This window comes from Streptomyces sp. NPDC059142 (assembly GCF_042755665.1).
In the GTDB taxonomy this organism is placed as follows: Bacteria; Actinomycetota; Actinomycetes; order Streptomycetales; family Streptomycetaceae; genus Streptomyces.
In genome coordinates this window covers 21,152-36,526 of sequence record NZ_JBHZDA010000024.1, presented here as the reverse complement: position 1 = coordinate 36,526, position 15,375 = coordinate 21,152, and the positions used below count along the sequence as shown (strand labels likewise).

The 15,375-nt window shown below is 72.9% G+C and carries 14 protein-coding genes; 4 read left to right on the top strand and 10 right to left on the bottom strand.

Annotated features, from left to right (window positions below):
• Positions 1 to 6: 6 nt before the first annotated feature.
• From ACFXPK_RS12185 to ACFXPK_RS12170, 4 genes are read right to left on the bottom strand one after another with little or no spacing between them, the layout of a single operon-like run.
• The gene (locus ACFXPK_RS12185; RefSeq protein ID WP_385074391.1) at positions 7 to 1,149 is read right to left on the bottom strand and encodes an XdhC family protein; all 1,143 of its coding nucleotides are present in this window, start codon (positions 1,147 to 1,149) and stop codon (positions 7 to 9) included.
• Positions 1,142 to 3,280 carry a xanthine dehydrogenase family protein molybdopterin-binding subunit gene (locus ACFXPK_RS12180; protein ID WP_385074388.1) on the bottom strand — a complete coding sequence of 713 codons (2,139 nt, stop codon included), beginning with the start codon at positions 3,278 to 3,280 and terminating at the stop codon, positions 1,142 to 1,144. The genes ACFXPK_RS12185 and ACFXPK_RS12180 overlap by 8 nt, the downstream gene beginning before the upstream one ends.
• Positions 3,277 to 4,269 carry an FAD binding domain-containing protein gene (locus ACFXPK_RS12175; RefSeq protein WP_385074385.1) on the bottom strand — a complete coding sequence of 331 codons (993 nt, stop codon included), beginning with the start codon at positions 4,267 to 4,269 and terminating at the stop codon, positions 3,277 to 3,279. The genes ACFXPK_RS12180 and ACFXPK_RS12175 overlap by 4 nt, the downstream gene beginning before the upstream one ends.
• Positions 4,266 to 4,844 carry a (2Fe-2S)-binding protein gene (locus ACFXPK_RS12170; protein WP_385074382.1) on the bottom strand — a complete coding sequence of 193 codons (579 nt, stop codon included), beginning with the start codon at positions 4,842 to 4,844 and terminating at the stop codon, positions 4,266 to 4,268. The genes ACFXPK_RS12175 and ACFXPK_RS12170 overlap by 4 nt, the downstream gene beginning before the upstream one ends.
• Before the next feature lie 265 nt (positions 4,845 to 5,109).
• Between ACFXPK_RS12170 and ACFXPK_RS12165 the strand changes: the two genes are divergently transcribed.
• Positions 5,110 to 5,700, top strand: a complete 591-nt coding sequence (locus ACFXPK_RS12165; protein ID WP_385074380.1) for a TetR/AcrR family transcriptional regulator — start codon at positions 5,110 to 5,112, stop codon at positions 5,698 to 5,700.
• Positions 5,701 to 5,869: 169 nt separating this feature from the next.
• Positions 5,870 to 6,661, top strand: coding sequence for a TetR/AcrR family transcriptional regulator (locus tag ACFXPK_RS12160; protein WP_385074377.1), 792 nt, complete (start codon positions 5,870 to 5,872; stop codon positions 6,659 to 6,661).
• 16 nt (positions 6,662 to 6,677) lie between these two features.
• On the opposite strand, the gene ACFXPK_RS12155 is transcribed toward ACFXPK_RS12160, so the two are convergent.
• The 3 genes from ACFXPK_RS12155 to ACFXPK_RS12145 form a co-directional block, all read right to left on the bottom strand.
• Positions 6,678 to 8,234, bottom strand: coding sequence for an ABC transporter substrate-binding protein (locus ACFXPK_RS12155; protein WP_384994696.1), 1,557 nt, complete (start codon positions 8,232 to 8,234; stop codon positions 6,678 to 6,680).
• Between the two features lie 181 nt (positions 8,235 to 8,415).
• Positions 8,416 to 9,912, bottom strand: a complete 1,497-nt coding sequence (locus ACFXPK_RS12150; protein ID WP_385074374.1) for a metallophosphoesterase — start codon at positions 9,910 to 9,912, stop codon at positions 8,416 to 8,418.
• A 14-nt stretch (positions 9,913 to 9,926) separates the two neighbouring features.
• Positions 9,927 to 10,184 (bottom strand): SCO4848 family membrane protein, encoded by a 258-nt coding sequence (locus ACFXPK_RS12145; RefSeq protein ID WP_384920104.1) that lies wholly within the window; start codon positions 10,182 to 10,184, stop codon positions 9,927 to 9,929.
• 97 nt (positions 10,185 to 10,281) lie between these two features.
• Between ACFXPK_RS12145 and ACFXPK_RS12140 the strand changes: the two genes are divergently transcribed.
• Positions 10,282 to 11,598 (top strand): D-alanyl-D-alanine carboxypeptidase family protein, encoded by a 1,317-nt coding sequence (locus ACFXPK_RS12140; RefSeq protein ID WP_385074372.1) that lies wholly within the window; start codon positions 10,282 to 10,284, stop codon positions 11,596 to 11,598.
• On the opposite strand, the gene ACFXPK_RS12135 is transcribed toward ACFXPK_RS12140, so the two are convergent.
• On the bottom strand, positions 11,546 to 12,517 hold the full coding sequence (locus ACFXPK_RS12135; RefSeq protein WP_385074369.1) for a YihY/virulence factor BrkB family protein: 972 nt from the start codon (positions 12,515 to 12,517) through the stop codon (positions 11,546 to 11,548). The two genes, ACFXPK_RS12140 and ACFXPK_RS12135, sit on opposite strands and share 53 nt — an antisense overlap.
• Positions 12,518 to 12,631: 114 nt before the next feature.
• On the opposite strand from ACFXPK_RS12135, the gene ACFXPK_RS12130 reads away from it, so the two are divergent.
• Positions 12,632 to 13,441 carry an SDR family NAD(P)-dependent oxidoreductase gene (locus tag ACFXPK_RS12130; RefSeq protein ID WP_385074435.1) on the top strand — a complete coding sequence of 270 codons (810 nt, stop codon included), beginning with the start codon at positions 12,632 to 12,634 and terminating at the stop codon, positions 13,439 to 13,441.
• Between the two features lie 18 nt (positions 13,442 to 13,459).
• Here the strand turns inward: ACFXPK_RS12130 and ACFXPK_RS12125 are convergent, their stop codons facing one another.
• On the bottom strand, positions 13,460 to 14,050 hold the full coding sequence (locus tag ACFXPK_RS12125) for a 2'-5' RNA ligase family protein (RefSeq protein ID WP_384994688.1): 591 nt from the start codon (positions 14,048 to 14,050) through the stop codon (positions 13,460 to 13,462).
• Between the two features lie 253 nt (positions 14,051 to 14,303).
• Positions 14,304 to 15,371, bottom strand: a complete 1,068-nt coding sequence (gene trpS / locus ACFXPK_RS12120; RefSeq protein WP_384994686.1) for a tryptophan--tRNA ligase — start codon at positions 15,369 to 15,371, stop codon at positions 14,304 to 14,306.
• Positions 15,372 to 15,375 lie beyond the last annotated feature (4 nt).

Below are 15,375 nucleotides of genomic sequence, written 5' to 3'. Positions count from 1 at the left end.
CGGGCCTCAGGCCGCCGCCATGGCCGCCGGTTCCGCCTCGTCCCGGTGGATCGGCGTACCCGATCCGGTGAGCGGCAGGCCCGTGCCGCCCCGCCGGGCCGCGACGATCTCCGCCGCGATGGACAGGGCGGTCTCCTCCGGCGTACGGGCGCCGAGGTCGAGCCCGATCGGCGAGTGCAGCCGGGCCAGCTCCCGCTCCCCCAGGCCCACTTCGCGCAGCCGCCGGTCACGGTCGTCGTGCGTGCGGCGTGAGCCCATCGCGCCGACGTACGCCACCGGCAGCCGCAGGGCCGTCTCCAGCAGGGGCACGTCGAACTTGGCGTCATGGGTGAGCACGCAGAGCACGGTGCGCGCGTCGGTCGGCGTGCCCCGCAGATAGCGGTGCGGCCAGTCGACCACGACCTCGTCCGCCTCGGGGAAGCGCGCCGGGGTGGCGAAGACCGGCCGGGCGTCGCACAGGGTCACCCGGTAGCCCAGGAACTTCCCCGCGCGGACGAGCGCCGCCGCGAAGTCCACCGCACCGAACACGATCATGCGCGGCGGCGGGACGCTCGACTCGACGAACAGGGTGAGGCCGCCGGGGCAGTGGGTCCCGTCCTCCGCGAGGTCGACCGTGCCGGTGCGGCCCGCCTCCAGCAGGGCGCGCGCCTCGGCCGCCGCCGTCCGGTCCAGTCGCGCGGCGCCGGCCAGCGTGCCCTCGTACGAACCGTCGGGGCGTACGAGCAGGGCCCGGCCCAGGCGGTCGGCCGGGCCCCGGACCACCCGGGCCAGGGCGGTCGCCCCGCCCCGGGCGGCGGACGCGAGCGCGGCGGCGGTCACCGCCCTGACGGGGGCCTGCGCGGTGACCGGGGCGACCAGGACCTCGACGGTTCCGCCGCAGGTCAGCCCGACCGCGAACGCGTCCTCGTCGCTGTAGCCGAACTCCTCGGTCACCGTACGGCCGTCCCCCAGCGCCTGGAGGCACAGGTCGTACACCGCCCCCTCCACACAGCCGCCGGAGACCGAACCGATCACCGTGCCGTCGCTGTCGACGGCGAGGGCGGCGCCGGGGCCGCGCGGCGCGCTGCCGCCGACGGCCACGACGGTGGCCACCGCGAAGTCCCGGCCTTCCGCCGTCCAGCGGTCCAGCTCCTCGGCGATGTCAAGCATCCGGCGCTCCACCGCCCGTCCGCAGCACCCGGTCGGGCCGGATGGGCAGGGCCCGTTGGCGTACGCCCGTCGCGTGCCAGACCGCGTTGGCGACGGCGGCCGCCGCGCCCACGATGCCGATCTCGCCGACGCCCTTGATCCCGACCGGGTCGTCCGGGTCGTGGTCGTCCACCCAGTCGGCCTCGACCCGCGCCACGTCCGCGTGCGCGGCGAAGTGGTAGCCGGCGAGGTCGGCGCCGACATGGGAGCCCAGGTTGCCGTCGCGGACGGCCTCCTCGTGCAGGGCCATGGAGATGCCCCAGATCATGCCGCCGACGAGCTGGTTGCGCGCCGTGAGCGGGTTGACGATACGGCCGGCCGCGAAGATGCCGAGCATGCGCCGCACCCGCACCTCGCCCGTCGCCACGTCCACGGCGACCTCGGCGAACTGCGCGCCGAAGGAGTGCCGTTCCCGGGGCGGCAGCGCGCCGACGGCGGCGGAGGTGTCCGAGCGGGCGGTGATGCCCTCGGGCGGTACGGTGCCGCCCAGGGCGAGCTGTTCCCGCAGGTCGCGCGCGGCGATGTTGACCGCCCACGCCCACGAGCGGGTGCCCATGGAGCCGCCCGCGATCATCGCCGGGCCGAAGTCGCTGTCGCCGATGCGCACCCGGACCCGGTCCGGCGCGGTGTCCAGGGCGTCGGCGGCGATCAGGGTGAGCGCGGTACGCGCGCCGGTGCCGATGTCGGCGGCGGCGATCCGCACGGTGAAGGTGCCGTCGGCCTCGGCGGTCACGGCCGCCGTGGAGGGCGCGGCCCCGGCGCCGAAGGAGGCCGCCGCGGTACCGGTGCCGAGCAGCCAGCGCCCGTCCCTGCGCACCCCGGGGCGCGGGTCCCGGTCGGCCCAGCCGAAGCGGCGGGCGCCCTCCTCGAAGCAGGCGACCAGATTGCGGCTGCCGAAGGGCAGTCCGGAGACGGGGCCCTGTTCGGGCTCGTTGCGCAGGCGCAGCTCGATCGGATCGACGCCGCACTTCTCGGCGAGTTCGTCGAGCGCCGCCTCCAGCGCGTACGAGCCCGGCGCCTCGCCCGGCGCGCGCATCCAGGTGGGGGTCGGCACGTCGAGGCGTACGACACGGTTGGCGGTGTGGTGGGCCTCGGCGTCGTACATCACCCGCGCCACCCCGGCGCTCGGCTCGACGAACTCGTGCACCGTGGAGGTGGCGCTCAGCGAGTCGTGCGCCAGGGCGCGCAGCCGGCCGTCCGTGTCGGCGCCCAGCCTGACCCGCTGGATCGTGGGGCTGCGGTAGCCCGCCAGCGTGAACATCTGACGGCGTGTCATGACGAGGCGGACCGGGCGCCGCAGGAGGGTCGCGGCCATCACCGCGCCCACCTGGTGCACGCGGACGCCCTTGCTGCCGAAGCCGCCGCCGATGTGCTCGGAGCGGACCCGGATCGAGGAGGCGTCGAGCGAGAACATCTGGGCCAGTTCGTTCTGGACCCAGGTGGTGCCCTGGTTGGAGTCGACGAGTTCGAGCCGGCCGCCGTCCCACCGGGCGGTCGCCGCGTGCGGCTCCATCGGGTTGTGGTGTTCCTCCGGCGTGGTGTACTCGGCGTCCAGGACGACGGCCGACCCGGCGAGCCGGGCTTCCAGGTCGCCCTTGGCGGTCACCGCCGGCATATGGCCCTCCGCCTCGTAGGCGTCCGGGTGGTTCCCGGTGAAGGCGACGTCGTGCGGCTCCTGTTCGTACCGTACGACCAGCGACTCCGCCGCCTCCCTGGCCTGTTCGGGCGTCTCGGCGACGACCAGCGCCACCGGCCAGCCCGCGTGCGGCACCCGGTCGTGCTGGAAGAGGGCGGCGGTGGGGTCGGGGCGGCCCAGCATGCCGGCGTAGTCGCTCTCCACCCGGGGGGCGTTGCCGTGGTGCAGGACGGTGAGGACGCCGGGCATGCGCAGGACGGGGCCGTCCTCGACGGAGCGGATCCGGCCGCGGGCGACGGTGGAGAGGACCAGCCAGCCGTGGGCGAGCCCCTCGAAGGCGATCTCGCCCGCGTAGCGGGCGGCTCCGGTGACCTTGTCCCGGCCCTCCACCCGGGTGTGCGCGGTGCCGACGGAGCGGAGCGCGGGCGCGGTCGTGGCCGCGGTGGTGGTGGTCATCGGGCGGCCTCCTCGGTGAGTTCGCCGAGCACGGCGACCACCAGGTTGCGCATCAGGGTCACCTTGTACGCGTTGCCGGGCAGCGGCCGGGCGGCGGCCAGTTCGGCGTCCGCGGCGGCGGCGAAGGTCACGGCGTCGGCGGGCGCGCCGGTGAGTACGCGTTCGGCGGCGGTGGCGCGCCAGGGCCGGGACGCGACCGCCCCGAGGGCGAGGCGTGCCTCCCGTACGACGCCGTCCCTGACGTCGAGCGCGGCGGCGACCGAGCCGATGGCGAACGCGTAACTGGCGCGCTCGCGCACCTTGCGGTAGCGCGCGTGCGCGGCCACCGGGCTGGCCGGCAGGGTCACGCCGGTGATCAGCGCGCCGGGCGGCAGGGCGGTCTCCCGGTGCGGGGTGTCGCCCACGGGCAGGTAGAACGCGCCGATCGGGATCTCGCCGGGCCCGTCGGCGCTCTCGTACGAGACGGTCGCGTCGAAGGCGGTCAGCGCCACGCCCAGGTCCGAGGGGTGTACGGCCACGCAGTGGTCGGAGGCGCCGAGGACGGCGTGGTTATGGTGCTCGCCGGTGACGGCGGGACAGCCGCTGCCGGGGTCGCGCTTGTTGCACGGTTTGGTGATGTCGGTGAAGTAGCCGCAGCGGGTGCGCTGGAGCAGATTGCCGCCGACCGTGGCCATGTTGCGGAGCTGCCCCGAGGCCCCGGCGAGCACGGCCTGCGCCAGCGCCGGGTAGCGGCGCCGGACCTCGGGGTGGGCGGCAAGATCGCTGTTGGTGACGGTCGCGCCGACGCGCAGCCCGCCGTCCGGCGTCGACTCGATGTGGTCCAGGGGCAGTTCGCGGATGTCGACGAGGCGGCCGGGCCGCTCCACGCCGGTCTTCATCAGGTCGACGAGGTTGGTGCCGCCGCCGACGAACCGGGCGTCCGGGTCGGCGTCGAGCAGGGCGACCGCGCCGACGACGTCGTGCGCGCGCCGGTAACCGAACTCCCTCATGCGGCGGCCTCCTCGCGGGTCGCGGCGGGCGCGTCGCCCTCGGCGGCGCGGGCGACCGCCCGGACGATCGACACGTACGCACCGCAGCGGCACAGGTTGCCGCTCATCCGCTCGCGGATCTCCTCGGGCGTCAGCGGTGGCGGTCCCGCCTCGGGGCGGACATCGCCGGTGGCGGCGCTCGGCCAGCCCGCGGCGTGCTCCTCGATCACGGCGATGGCCGAACAGATCTGGCCCGGTGTGCAGTAGCCGCACTGGTAGCCGTCCAGATCGAGGAACGCCTGCTGCACGGGGTGCAGCCGGTCGCCGTCGGCGACCCCTTCGATGGTGGTGATCTCACGGCCTTCGGCGGCCACCGCGAGCTGTAAGCAGGAGACGGCCCGGCGGCCGTCGATCAGTACCGTGCAGGCACCGCACTGTCCCTGGTCGCAGCCCTTCTTGGTGCCGGTCAGATCGAGGCGCTCGCGCAGCGCGTCGAGCAGGGTGGTGCGGTGGTCGACGGAGAGCGCGTGCTTCTCTCCGTTGATGTTCAGCGTGACGGCGCTCTGCGTCGGGGTGGGGGGTGGGGGCGGGGCCACGATCAGCCTTCTTTCGCATGTCCGGGGCGCGTCGGCGGTACGGTCCGGCGCGTGTGAACCTGGGAGGGGTGGCGCTGTACGGGGCGGTGCCGGCTTGTCATGATGCGGACACGGGCGAAGCTTCCCGGGGCGGTCGTCACCGGCCAGGATCGGATCCGCCCTTGGGCCGGACCCAAACGGACAACTGTCCATTACTGGAGAACGTAGCGGACAGTTGTCCGCTCAGCAAGGCCGGTTTTCGGACCCGGGCCCAGGAGGAGGACGAGTGCGGCAGAAGAAGGATCCGCCTCTGCGCTCGGATGCGCAGCGCAACCGCGAGCGCATCCTGGAAGTGGCCCTGACCGAACTGACGCGTTGCGCGGAGGTTCCGTTGAGCCTGATCGCCAAGAAGGCGTGCGTCGGGCAGGGCACGTTCTACCGCAACTTCCCCAACCGCGAGTCCCTGGTCCTGGAGATCTACCGTCACGAGATGCAGCAGGTCGCCGACTCCGCGGCCGACCTGCTCCGGTGCCGGGAGCCTGACCTCGCCCTGCGGGAGTGGATGGACCACCTCGCCCGGTTCGCCATGGCCAAGGCCGGTCTCGCGGACGCCCTCCGCCAGGCCACCAGCGCCCCGGGGAGCCCGGGGAAACCGGCCCCCACCCCCGTCACCGACGCGGCCGAGTCCCTGCTCCGGGCCGGCGAGAAGGCCGGCACCATCCGACCGGGCGTGACCGGTGAGGACTTCATGCTGCTCATCGCCGGCCTCTGGATGATCGACCCGGACGGCACCTGGCAGCCGCAGGCCACCCGGCTCCTGGACCTCGTCATGGCCGGCCTGCGGACGGGAGCGGCCTCCCCGGGCTCTGCGTCCTGATCCCACCGGTCCCGGTCCCGACCCCAGGGACCCGGCCCCGCCCCGGAGGACCCGTCCCAGGGGCCCCGTCCCGGAGGACCTGCCCCAGGCGCCCCGCCCCGACCTCGCCGAACGGGCGCCGATCGGCCGTGATCACCGGGAACACCGCCTTCCTCTAGGCTCAGGCACCGTGAAGGACGAGAAGGATCAGAAGGACGCCAAGGCCCCCGCCACCCCCAAGAGCGAGCAGACCCGCACGCTCATCCTGGAGACCGCGCTGCGGCTCTTCCGGGAGCGCGGTTACGACCGGACGACCATGCGGGCCATCGCCCAGGAGGCCGGGGTCTCCGTGGGGAACGCGTACTACTACTTCTCCTCCAAGGAACATCTCGTCCAGGGCTTCTACGACCGGATCGCCACCGAACACCGCGCGGCGGTCCGGCCCGTGCTCGGCCGGGAGACCGCTCTGGAGGCACGCCTCGCCGGGGTGCTGACCGCGTGGCTGGAGATCGCGGAGCCGTACCACGAGTTCGCCGCCCAGTTCTTCAAGAACGCCGCCGACCCGGACAGCCCGCTGAGCCCCTTCTCTCCCGAGTCGGAGCCCACCCGGGAGGCCGCCATCTCCGTGCACCGGGAGGTGCTGGCCGGCTCCACCACCAAGGTCGACCCCGAACTGGCGCCCGGACTGCCCGAGTTGATGTGGCTGGCCCAGATGGGGCTGGTCCTGTACTGGGTCTACGACCGCTCGGAGGGCAGCGAACGCACCCACCGTCTCGCCCTGCGCGGCGCACGGCTGGTCGCACGGAGCGCCGCACTTTCCCGCTTCCGGGTGCTCCGGCCGCTCGTACGGGAGGTCCACGAGCTGTTCACGGACTTCCTGCCGGGCATGGCCCAGGTGGCCGCCGCCCGGCAGCGGAACGGCGGCGGGGGCGGCGGCAGGAACGGCGGCAGCGGCGACCGCGGGCAGGGGAAGGAGAGCTGAGGCGGGCGGCGGGCGGTCAGAGCCGGCCCAGCCGCCACAGCCGCCAGATGCCCGTACCGTCCGAGAGGTACTCCGAGCCCGTCACGTCCTCGCCGCTCAGGACGTAGTCCTTCTTCTGCCAGAGCGGCACGATCGGCACGTCCTCGGCCACCGTGCGCTGCAAGGACTTGAAGTCCTCCGCGGCGCGCCCGCGTTCGGCGTACTGCTGCGTCGAGCGGATCAGTTCGTCGACCCGGTCGTCCCGGTAGCCGTTGTGCAGGATCGAACCGCGGCCGATCAGCGGCTGGATGAAGTTGTCGGGGTCGGGGAAGTCCGGCACCCAGCCGATGGTGTACGCGTCGAACTCGCCCTTGGAGTAGCCCTTCTGGAACTCCGTCCACTCCTTCTCGACGACCTTCACCTTGAAGAGTCCGGTCGCTTCGAGCTGGCGGCGCAGCTCGGCCGCCTCCGGCGCCGCCGCGCCGCCCTGCGCGTGTCCGAGCGTGAGGCTCACCGGTATCTGCACGTCCGCGTCGTCCTCCAGGAGGGCGCGGGCGCGCGCGGTGTCCGGCTCCGGATAGGCGTCGAAGAACGGGGTGCCGTGGGAGGTGATGCCCTGGGGGATCAGCGAGTAGAGCGGTTCGACCGTCGACTCGTACACGCCGGAGACGATCCGGGGCCGGTCGACGACGGTGGCGATCGCCCGGCGCACCGCCGGGTCGGCCATCGGCGATCCGGACCGCGTGTTGAGGACGAGGTTGCGGATGGCGGCGCTGTCCGACTCGGTGACCCGTACACCGTCCGCGCCGCCGTCCAGCCCGGCGATCACCGACGGCGGGAGCTGGCGGTGGGTGACCTCGACCGTACGGGCCCGCCAGGCGTCGGCGAGCGCGTCGGAGGTCTTGAAGTACTCGATGTCGACCGGGCCGCCGGTCTCCTCGATCGCGCCCCGGTAGTCGGGGTTGGGCTCCAGGTGGGCGGAGGAGCCCGGCAGGTACTGGTCGAGGAGGTACGGGCCCGAGCCGCCGACCTTGTCACCGGTGAGCAGCGCGTCCGCCGGGTACTGGGTGCGGTCGACGATCGCACCGGCTCCGGTGGCCACCTTGAGCGGGAACGTCGCGTCGCGCGAGCGGAGCCGGAAGGTGACCGTCAGCCCGTCCGCCACCACCGACTCGAGCGTGGCGAACAGGGGCGCGGGCCCGGCGTCCGCCTTGATGGCCAGGACGCGGTCGAAGGAGTACTTGACGTCCTCCGCGGTCAGCCTCGCGCCGCTGGGGAAGCGGATGTCGTCCCGCAACTCACAGCGGTAGGTGGTGAGTTCCGAACCGACGAAGCCGCACGAGCGGGCCGCGTCCGGTACGGGCGTGCTCGACGCCGGCTTGAACGTCAGCAGCGACTGGTAGATGTTGCTGAACAGCGCCCAGGAGCCCGCGTCGTACGCGCCGGCGGGATCGAGCGACGAGACGACGTCCGTCGTGCCGACGGTGATCGGTTTCTCCTCCGCCCGGTTGGACGGCAGGAGCTGCCAGCCGCCCACCCCCGCGACCACCAGTACCAGACATGTGATGAGTATCCGCGCACGGACCGACCGCATCGTTGTGCCCCTCTGTCACGCCCACCCCTGACCGTGATGGCGCTCACCCAACCACAAAGGTCTCCACCTGTGGAAGAGAAAAGGGGGCTCTCCCGGGCAACAGTCACGTTAAGCCGGGAACACTCGTGAGTAGGGTGCGCGGGAAGGGCCCACGGGGCCCCCGCAGGGGCCCCGTGCGGGGTCATGCCTGGCGCGAGGCCAGCTCCACGACGGTGATGTCGGAGGGCGCCCCGACCCGTACGGGAGGCCCCCAGGCGCCCGCGCCGCGCGACACGTAGAGCTGGGTGTCCTGGTACCGCTCCAGCCCGGCGACGGTGGGGTTGGCGAACCCCGCGAGAAGGTTGCCGGGCCAGAGCTGGCCGCCGTGGGTGTGGCCGGAGAGCTGGAGGTCGACGCCGTGGCGTACGGCGTCGTGGATGACGACGGGCTGGTGCGCGAGGAGCACGGAGGCCCTGGCCGGGTCGCGGTCCCCGAGCGCCTTCACGAAGTCGGGGCCCTCGCCCTCGCTCTCGCCCGCGATGTCGTTGACCCCGGCGAGATCGAATCCGGCGATCTCGACGCGCTCGTTCTCCAGGGGGCGCAGCCCCAGTTCGCGTACGTGGTCGACCCATTCGGCGGCGCCCGAGAAGTACTCGTGGTTCCCGGTCACGAAGAAGGAGCCGTGCGGCGCCTCCAGACCGGAGAGGGGTTCGGCGGCGGAGCCGAGGTTGCGGACGGTGCCGTCGACCAGGTCACCGACGACGGCGATCAGGTCGGGCCGGGTGGAGTTGATCGTACGGACGATGCGCCGGGTGTGGGCGCTGCCGAGGATCGGGCCGAGGTGGATGTCGCTGACGACGGCGATACGGAAGCCGTGGGCGGCGCGCGGCAGCTTGGCCAGCGGGACGGTGACGCGCTTGACAGAGGGGCCGCGCAGGACGCCGTAGGTGCCGTACCCGACGGTGGCGAGCGCGGCGGTGGCGGCGGCGCCGCCGACGGCACGCGAGACGAACAGCCGGCGGGAGGGGCCGGAGGGCGCGGGGGTGGCGGGCTGCGGGGCGGGCACGGCCGGGGTCCCGGACCCGGTGGCGGTCTCCGTCCCGGTGCGGGCGCCGGTGGCGCCCGCCGCGTCGGTCGCGGGCTTCGCCCCGGTGCGGGCGCCGGTGGCGTCGGTCGCGGGCTCGGTGGCGGTCTTCGTCGCCGTCCCGGCCGCGGACCGGGTCTTCGCGTCCCGGTCCGTACGCGCGGGCGCCTGCTCCGTCCGCTCCGTCTTCCCCTTCGCCGTGGCGCCCGCCTCCGGGGCCCCGGTGTCGCGTGGCCCCGTCGGAGTAGTCGGCTCCGCCGTCTTTCCCGCCGGATCCACCGCTCCCGCCGCGTCCCCGCGCGCCAGGTAGCGCCGCAGCAGCGGGCGTACCGCCTCGGCCACCACCAGCGCCAGCACCAGGTAGAGCAGCGTCGCCAGCCACAGGAACCCCGGCCAGGCCAGGATCTGCTGGAGCAGGAAGGGCGCTCCCGAACGGCTCGAACTCAGGGCGCCGACGGAGAGGAGAGGCAGCAGAATGATCGCAACCGTTCCCAGCCTGCGGGCGGGCCCGGGCGCCGACGTCGTGTCGCGCACCAGTCGCCGCCACACGTACCAGTGCGCCGAGACCAGCACCGCGACGACCGCGAGCACCGCCAGAACGACCACGACAACCACGAAGAACGCTCCCCCTAAGCCTGTTGTTCGGGCTGTTCGCGCCGGAGTGCGCGGACGCCACGGAACCCGATCACGCCGATCGCCGTCCCCAGAAGAAAGGACACGACGGCGAGCGTCAGGTGCACCCAGAAATACCCCGTGGGGGCACCGGCGTCGTCGAAGGCGAGTCCGCTGCCGTCCTGCCAGAGATTTTTCACGAAAGTGATCCAGATGAACCAGCTCCAGACCCCGAACACGAGCAGGAACCAGGACACGGGGCGGCTGAGCTTCATGGATTCAGTATCGCCGCCGTCCTCCGGGCGGCGGCAGCGGGGTCCAGGAGATCCGCCGGTGTCCGCGTCCATGGCCGATGCAGGTACGTTCTCGGTCGTGCCCGCTCTGAAAAAGACCGCCGTGACGGTCCTCGCCGCCGCTCTGCTGCCCGTGATAGCCGCCCTGCCCGCCGTCGCGGCCACCGCGGCGCCCGGGACACCCGAGGCGCCCACGGCCTCCGCCGACAGCGCCGCCGACGCGCCCGACAAGAAGCAGCCCAAGCCGCCCGCCTCGATGTCGACGGTCGGCGGGACGCTGCTCGGGAAGGCGGGGACACAGGTGCACCTGGGCGCGGGCGTGCCCGTGCTGCCGAAGAAGCTGAGCGGCCGGTCCTGGATCGTCGCGGACGCCGAGTCCGGTGACATCCTGGCGTCGCACAACGCGCACTGGCGGCTGCCGCCCGCCTCCACGCTCAAGATGCTCTTCGCGGACACCCTGCTGCCGAAGCTGCCCGCGACGGAGCAGTACAAGGTCACCAACGCCGACCTCGCGGGGGTGGGCGCCGGCAGCAGTCTGGTCGGGGTGAAGGAAAACCTCACCTACTCGGTCCACGATCTGTGGCTCGGCGTCTTCCTGCGCTCGGGCAACGACGCCGTCCATGTGCTCTCCGCCATGAACGGCGGGGTGGAGAAGACCGTCGGGGAGATGCAGGCGCAGGCCGACGAGTTGCAGGCGCTGGACACGCATGTGGTCACGCCCGACGGCTACGACGAGAAGGGCCAGGTCTCCAGCGCGTACGACCTCACGCTGATCGCCCGCTCCGGCCTCCAGAAGAAGGAGTTCCGGGAGTACAGCTCGACGCAGTCGGCCAAGTTCCCCGGCGAGTTCTCCAAGCCCAAGGAGGGCGAGAAGAAGGAGGGCTTCAAGCCCGTACGGGAGAACTTCGAGATCCAGAACACCAACCGGCTGCTGACCGGCGCCAACGGGGTGGCCCAGTACCGGGGCATCGCCGGGGTGAAGAACGGCAGCACCACGCACGCGGGGAACACCTTCACCGGTGTCGCCGAGCGCGACGGCAAGAAGCTGCTGGTCACGGTCATGAACCCGTCGTCCACGGAGGCCCACGCGGTCTACCAGGAGACGGCGCGGCTGCTGGACTGGGGGTTCGCGGCGAGCGGCAAGGTGAAGCCGGTGGGCGTGCTGGTGCCGCCGAAGTCCGCCCGTACGAGCCCGTCCCCCGAGCCCACCCAGGTCGGGGCGGACACGGGCGGCGGCCACGCCTCCACCGTGGCGGCGGCGAACAGCGGTACGGGCGGTGCCGGGGTGGCGCTCGGCATCACGGGCGGGGCGCTGGTCCTGCTGGCCGGTACGGGGTACCTGGTCAACCGGCGCTGGCCGCTGCCCGACCTGGTCCGGCGGCGTCCGCGCGGGTAGCACCGCCGTACGCCGCGTCCGTGTCGTCCCCACCGCCGTCCCCGTCCCCGTCGTCGTGGTCCTCCTCCGGCTTGCTCCGCGTCGCCGTCCAGGCGGCGCAGAACAGCAGCAGCTTCGCCGTGAAGTTGATCCAGAGCAGCAGCGCCACCGGCACCCCGAACGCGCCGTACATGCTCTTCGTCGCCACGCCCCTCATGTAGCCGCCGAGCAGCAGCTTCAGCAGTTCGAAGCCGACGGCTCCGATCAGCGCGGCGACGACGAGGCGGCGGCGCGGCGGGTGGACGCGGGGCAGCAGCGTCAGGACGTACAGGAGCAGCAGGAAGTCGGCGACCACCGCGACCAGGAGGGCGGCGGCCTGGAGCAGTACGCCGCCCGCCCCGCCCTCGGGGATTCCCAGCTTGTCCGCGCTCCAGCCCACCGCCGTCGAGCCGAGCCCCGAGGCCGCCAGTGAGGCGAGACCGACCGCGCCGAGCCCCAGCAGCACCACGCCGTCCTTCCCCTTGAGCAGGAAGGGGTTGCCGTCCTGCGGGTCCTCCAGCTCCCAGACGGCCCGCAGGCACTCCCGCATCGAGCCGATCCAGCCGATGCCGGTGAAGAGCAGCAGCGCCCCGGCCACCAGCCCGACCGTGCCCGCGTTGGCGACGAGGGCGTTGAGGTCGAGCTGCTGCGAGATGCCGGGGACCTGCTTGGCGATGCTGTCCTGGATCCGGTCGAGCTGCCCCTGGCTGAGCAGGACGGCGCCGATGGCCGCGCCCACGGTGATCAGCGGGAAGAGCGCGAGGAAGCTGATGAACGTGATGGCCGCGGCGAGTCGCGCCCAGTGGACCCGGTCGAGCCTCTCGTACGAGCGCCAGGCGTGGGTCCGCATCAGCCGCGCCACGACCGGACCGATGACAGGGAGGTTTTTCAGCCAGTCCATGAGGAGGTGTCTACCCCCATTCATACGAGTATCCCTGCGGGCATCGCGACAAGAGCGCGCAAGAGTGAGATATGGGGTGATCCTGGCGATACGGTCGCGTGCATGCGCTCACCGATGAAGGACGCCCCCGGCACCTCGCCCGCCTCCGGTATCCCGCGGTCCCTGCTCGTTCTCGGCGGCACGTCGGAGATCGGGCTGGCCACCGCGCGCCGGCTGATCGTCCGCGGCACCCGTACGGTCTGGCTGGCGGGCCGCTCCTCCCCCGCGCTGGAGGCAGCGGCGGCGGGGCTGCGGGCGGCGGGCCCCGCGGACGTCCGTACCGCCGTGTTCGACGCCCTGGACCCCGGCCTGCACGCGGAGGCGCTGGGGAAGGTCTTCGCGGAGGGCCCGGTCGATCTGGTGCTGCTCGCCTTCGGCGTCGCCGGCGACCAGGCACGGGACGAGGCGGATCCCCCGGCGGCGGCGCGGGTGGCGCAGACGAACTACACGGGCGGGGTCTCCGCCGGGCTGGTCTGCGCGGCGGCGCTCCAGGCACAGGGGCACGGCGCGCTGGTGGTGCTCTCGTCGGTGGCCGCGGAGCGGGCCCGGCGCGCCGACTTCATCTTCGGGTCGAGCAAGGCGGGCCTCGACGCGTTCACGCAGGGGCTGGGGGACGCGATGCAGGGCACGGGGGTGCGGGTCATGGTCGTCCGGCCCGGTTTCGTACGCCCCTGGACACCGGTGCGGCGCGGGCAGCTCCCGCCGGCCGGGGCGCAGGCGCCGACGGCTCTGACGCTGGCGACGACGCCCGCGGAGGTGGCGGTGGCCGTCGAGGCGGGGCTGCGGCGGGGCGCGGAGACGGTGTGGGTGCCGGGGGCGCTGCGGGTGCTGGCGACGGCGCTGCGGGTGCTGCCGCGCACGCTCTTCCGCAGGCTGCCCATCTGAGGCTCCCGAGGGGCGGGGTCAGGGGCTCAGGGAGGCCGGGCGGTCGGCGGGGGTGGACTGGGAGGGCACCGGCGAGGTCTCCGTACCGCCGCCGAACACGTACTCCTGCACCTTGCGCCAGACGCCGTCCGCGCCCTGTTCGTACAGTGCGAAGGAGGTGCAGCTCCACTCCGCCCCGTACTCCGACAGCTCCTCGTAGGCCCGGTCCATCGCGTCCTCCGCGATGCCGTGCGCGACGGTCACATGCGGGTGGTACGGGAACTGGAGCTCGCGCACGAGCGGCCCCGAGGAGTCCCTGACCCGCTTCTGGAGCCAGGCGCAGGCCGACGCGCCCTCGACGACCTGGATGAAGACGACCGGGGAGAGCGGGCGGAACGTACCGGTGCCGGAGAGCCGCATGGGGAAGGGCCGGCCCGCCGACGCGACGGCGGCGAGATGGGCCTCGATCGCGGGCAGCGCCGACGCGTCCACCTCGGTGGGCGGCAGCAGCGTGACATGGGTGGGGATGGCGTGCGCGGCGGAGTCACCGAAGCTCGCACGCCGCTCCTGGATCAGAGTGCCGTAGGGCTCCGGGACCGCGATCGAAACGCCGAGCGTTACGGTCCCCACGTCGTTCTCCTCAGTCTCTGTGTCGGTCTGTCGTCGTCCGTCGGTCTGTCCGTCGGCCTGTCGGTCCCGCGGGCCGACCGGTCGTCCTGCTCAGGTGCACCGCCCGCCAGTGTGACGCTCGCACTGCCGTGCTGGCCACTGCTCGCCGGGGCGGGGGCCGGCGTCAGTACATGGCGTAACCGCCTGACGTACCCGCGTCACGCGAATTCGTCCGTACGGTCGGTCCGCCGGCGCCCCCGTTCCGGCACCTGGCTCAGTGTTTGGCGGGCAGGAAGCCGACCCTCTCGTACGTCTGGGCCAGCGTCTCCGCGGCGACCGCGCGGGCCTTCTCCGCACCCGCGGCCAGGATGGCGTCCAACGTCTCGGGGTCGTCCAGATATTCCTGTGTCCGGGCCCGGAAGGGTGTGACGAATTCGACCATCACCTCGGCCAGGTCCGTCTTGAGCGCGCCGTACCCCTTGCCCTCGTAGCGCCGCTCCAGCTCCGCGACGGGCGTGCCGGTGAGGGTGGAGAGGATCGTGAGCAGATTGCTGACGCCGGGCTTGGCCGCCGCGTCGAAGCGGATCTCCGTGCCGGTGTCCGTGACGGCGCTCTTGATCTTCTTCGCCGTGGCCTTCGGCTCGTCCAGCAGGTTGATCAGGCCCTTCGGCGTGGACGCCGACTTGCTCATCTTGATCGCGGGGTCCTGGAGGTCGTAGATCTTGGCGACCTCCTTGACGATGTGCGGCGCCGGGACCGTGAACGTCGGGCCGAAGCGGGAGTTGAAGCGCTCCGCGAGGTCGCGGGTCAGCTCGATGTGCTGGCGCTGGTCCTCACCGACCGGGACGGCGTCGGCCTGGTAGAGCAGGATGTCCGCGACCTGGAGGATCGGGTACGTGAAGAGGCCGACCGTGGCGCGGTCCGTGCCCTCCTTGGCCGACTTGTCCTTGAACTGCGTCATCCGGGACGCCTCGCCGAAGCCCGTGATGCAGTTCATGATCCAGGCGAGCTGGGCGTGCTCGGGGACATGGCTCTGGACGAAGAGCGTGCACCGCTGCGGATCGAGCCCGGCGGCCAGGAGCTGGGCGACGGCCAGCCTCGTGTTGGCGCGCAGCGCGGCGGGGTCCTGCGGAACGGTGATCGCGTGCAGGTCCACGACCATGTAGAACGCGTCGTGGGACTCCTGGAGCGCCACGTACTGACGCACCGCGCCGAGGTAGTTCCCGAGGTGGAACGAGCCTGCGGTGGGCTGGATTCCGGAGAGCGCACTCAAACGAGGGGACGGCACGGAGTTCCCCGTTCGAGGGTGGTGAGGGGCGACGGGTGGGCGATCAGAGGCCATGTCC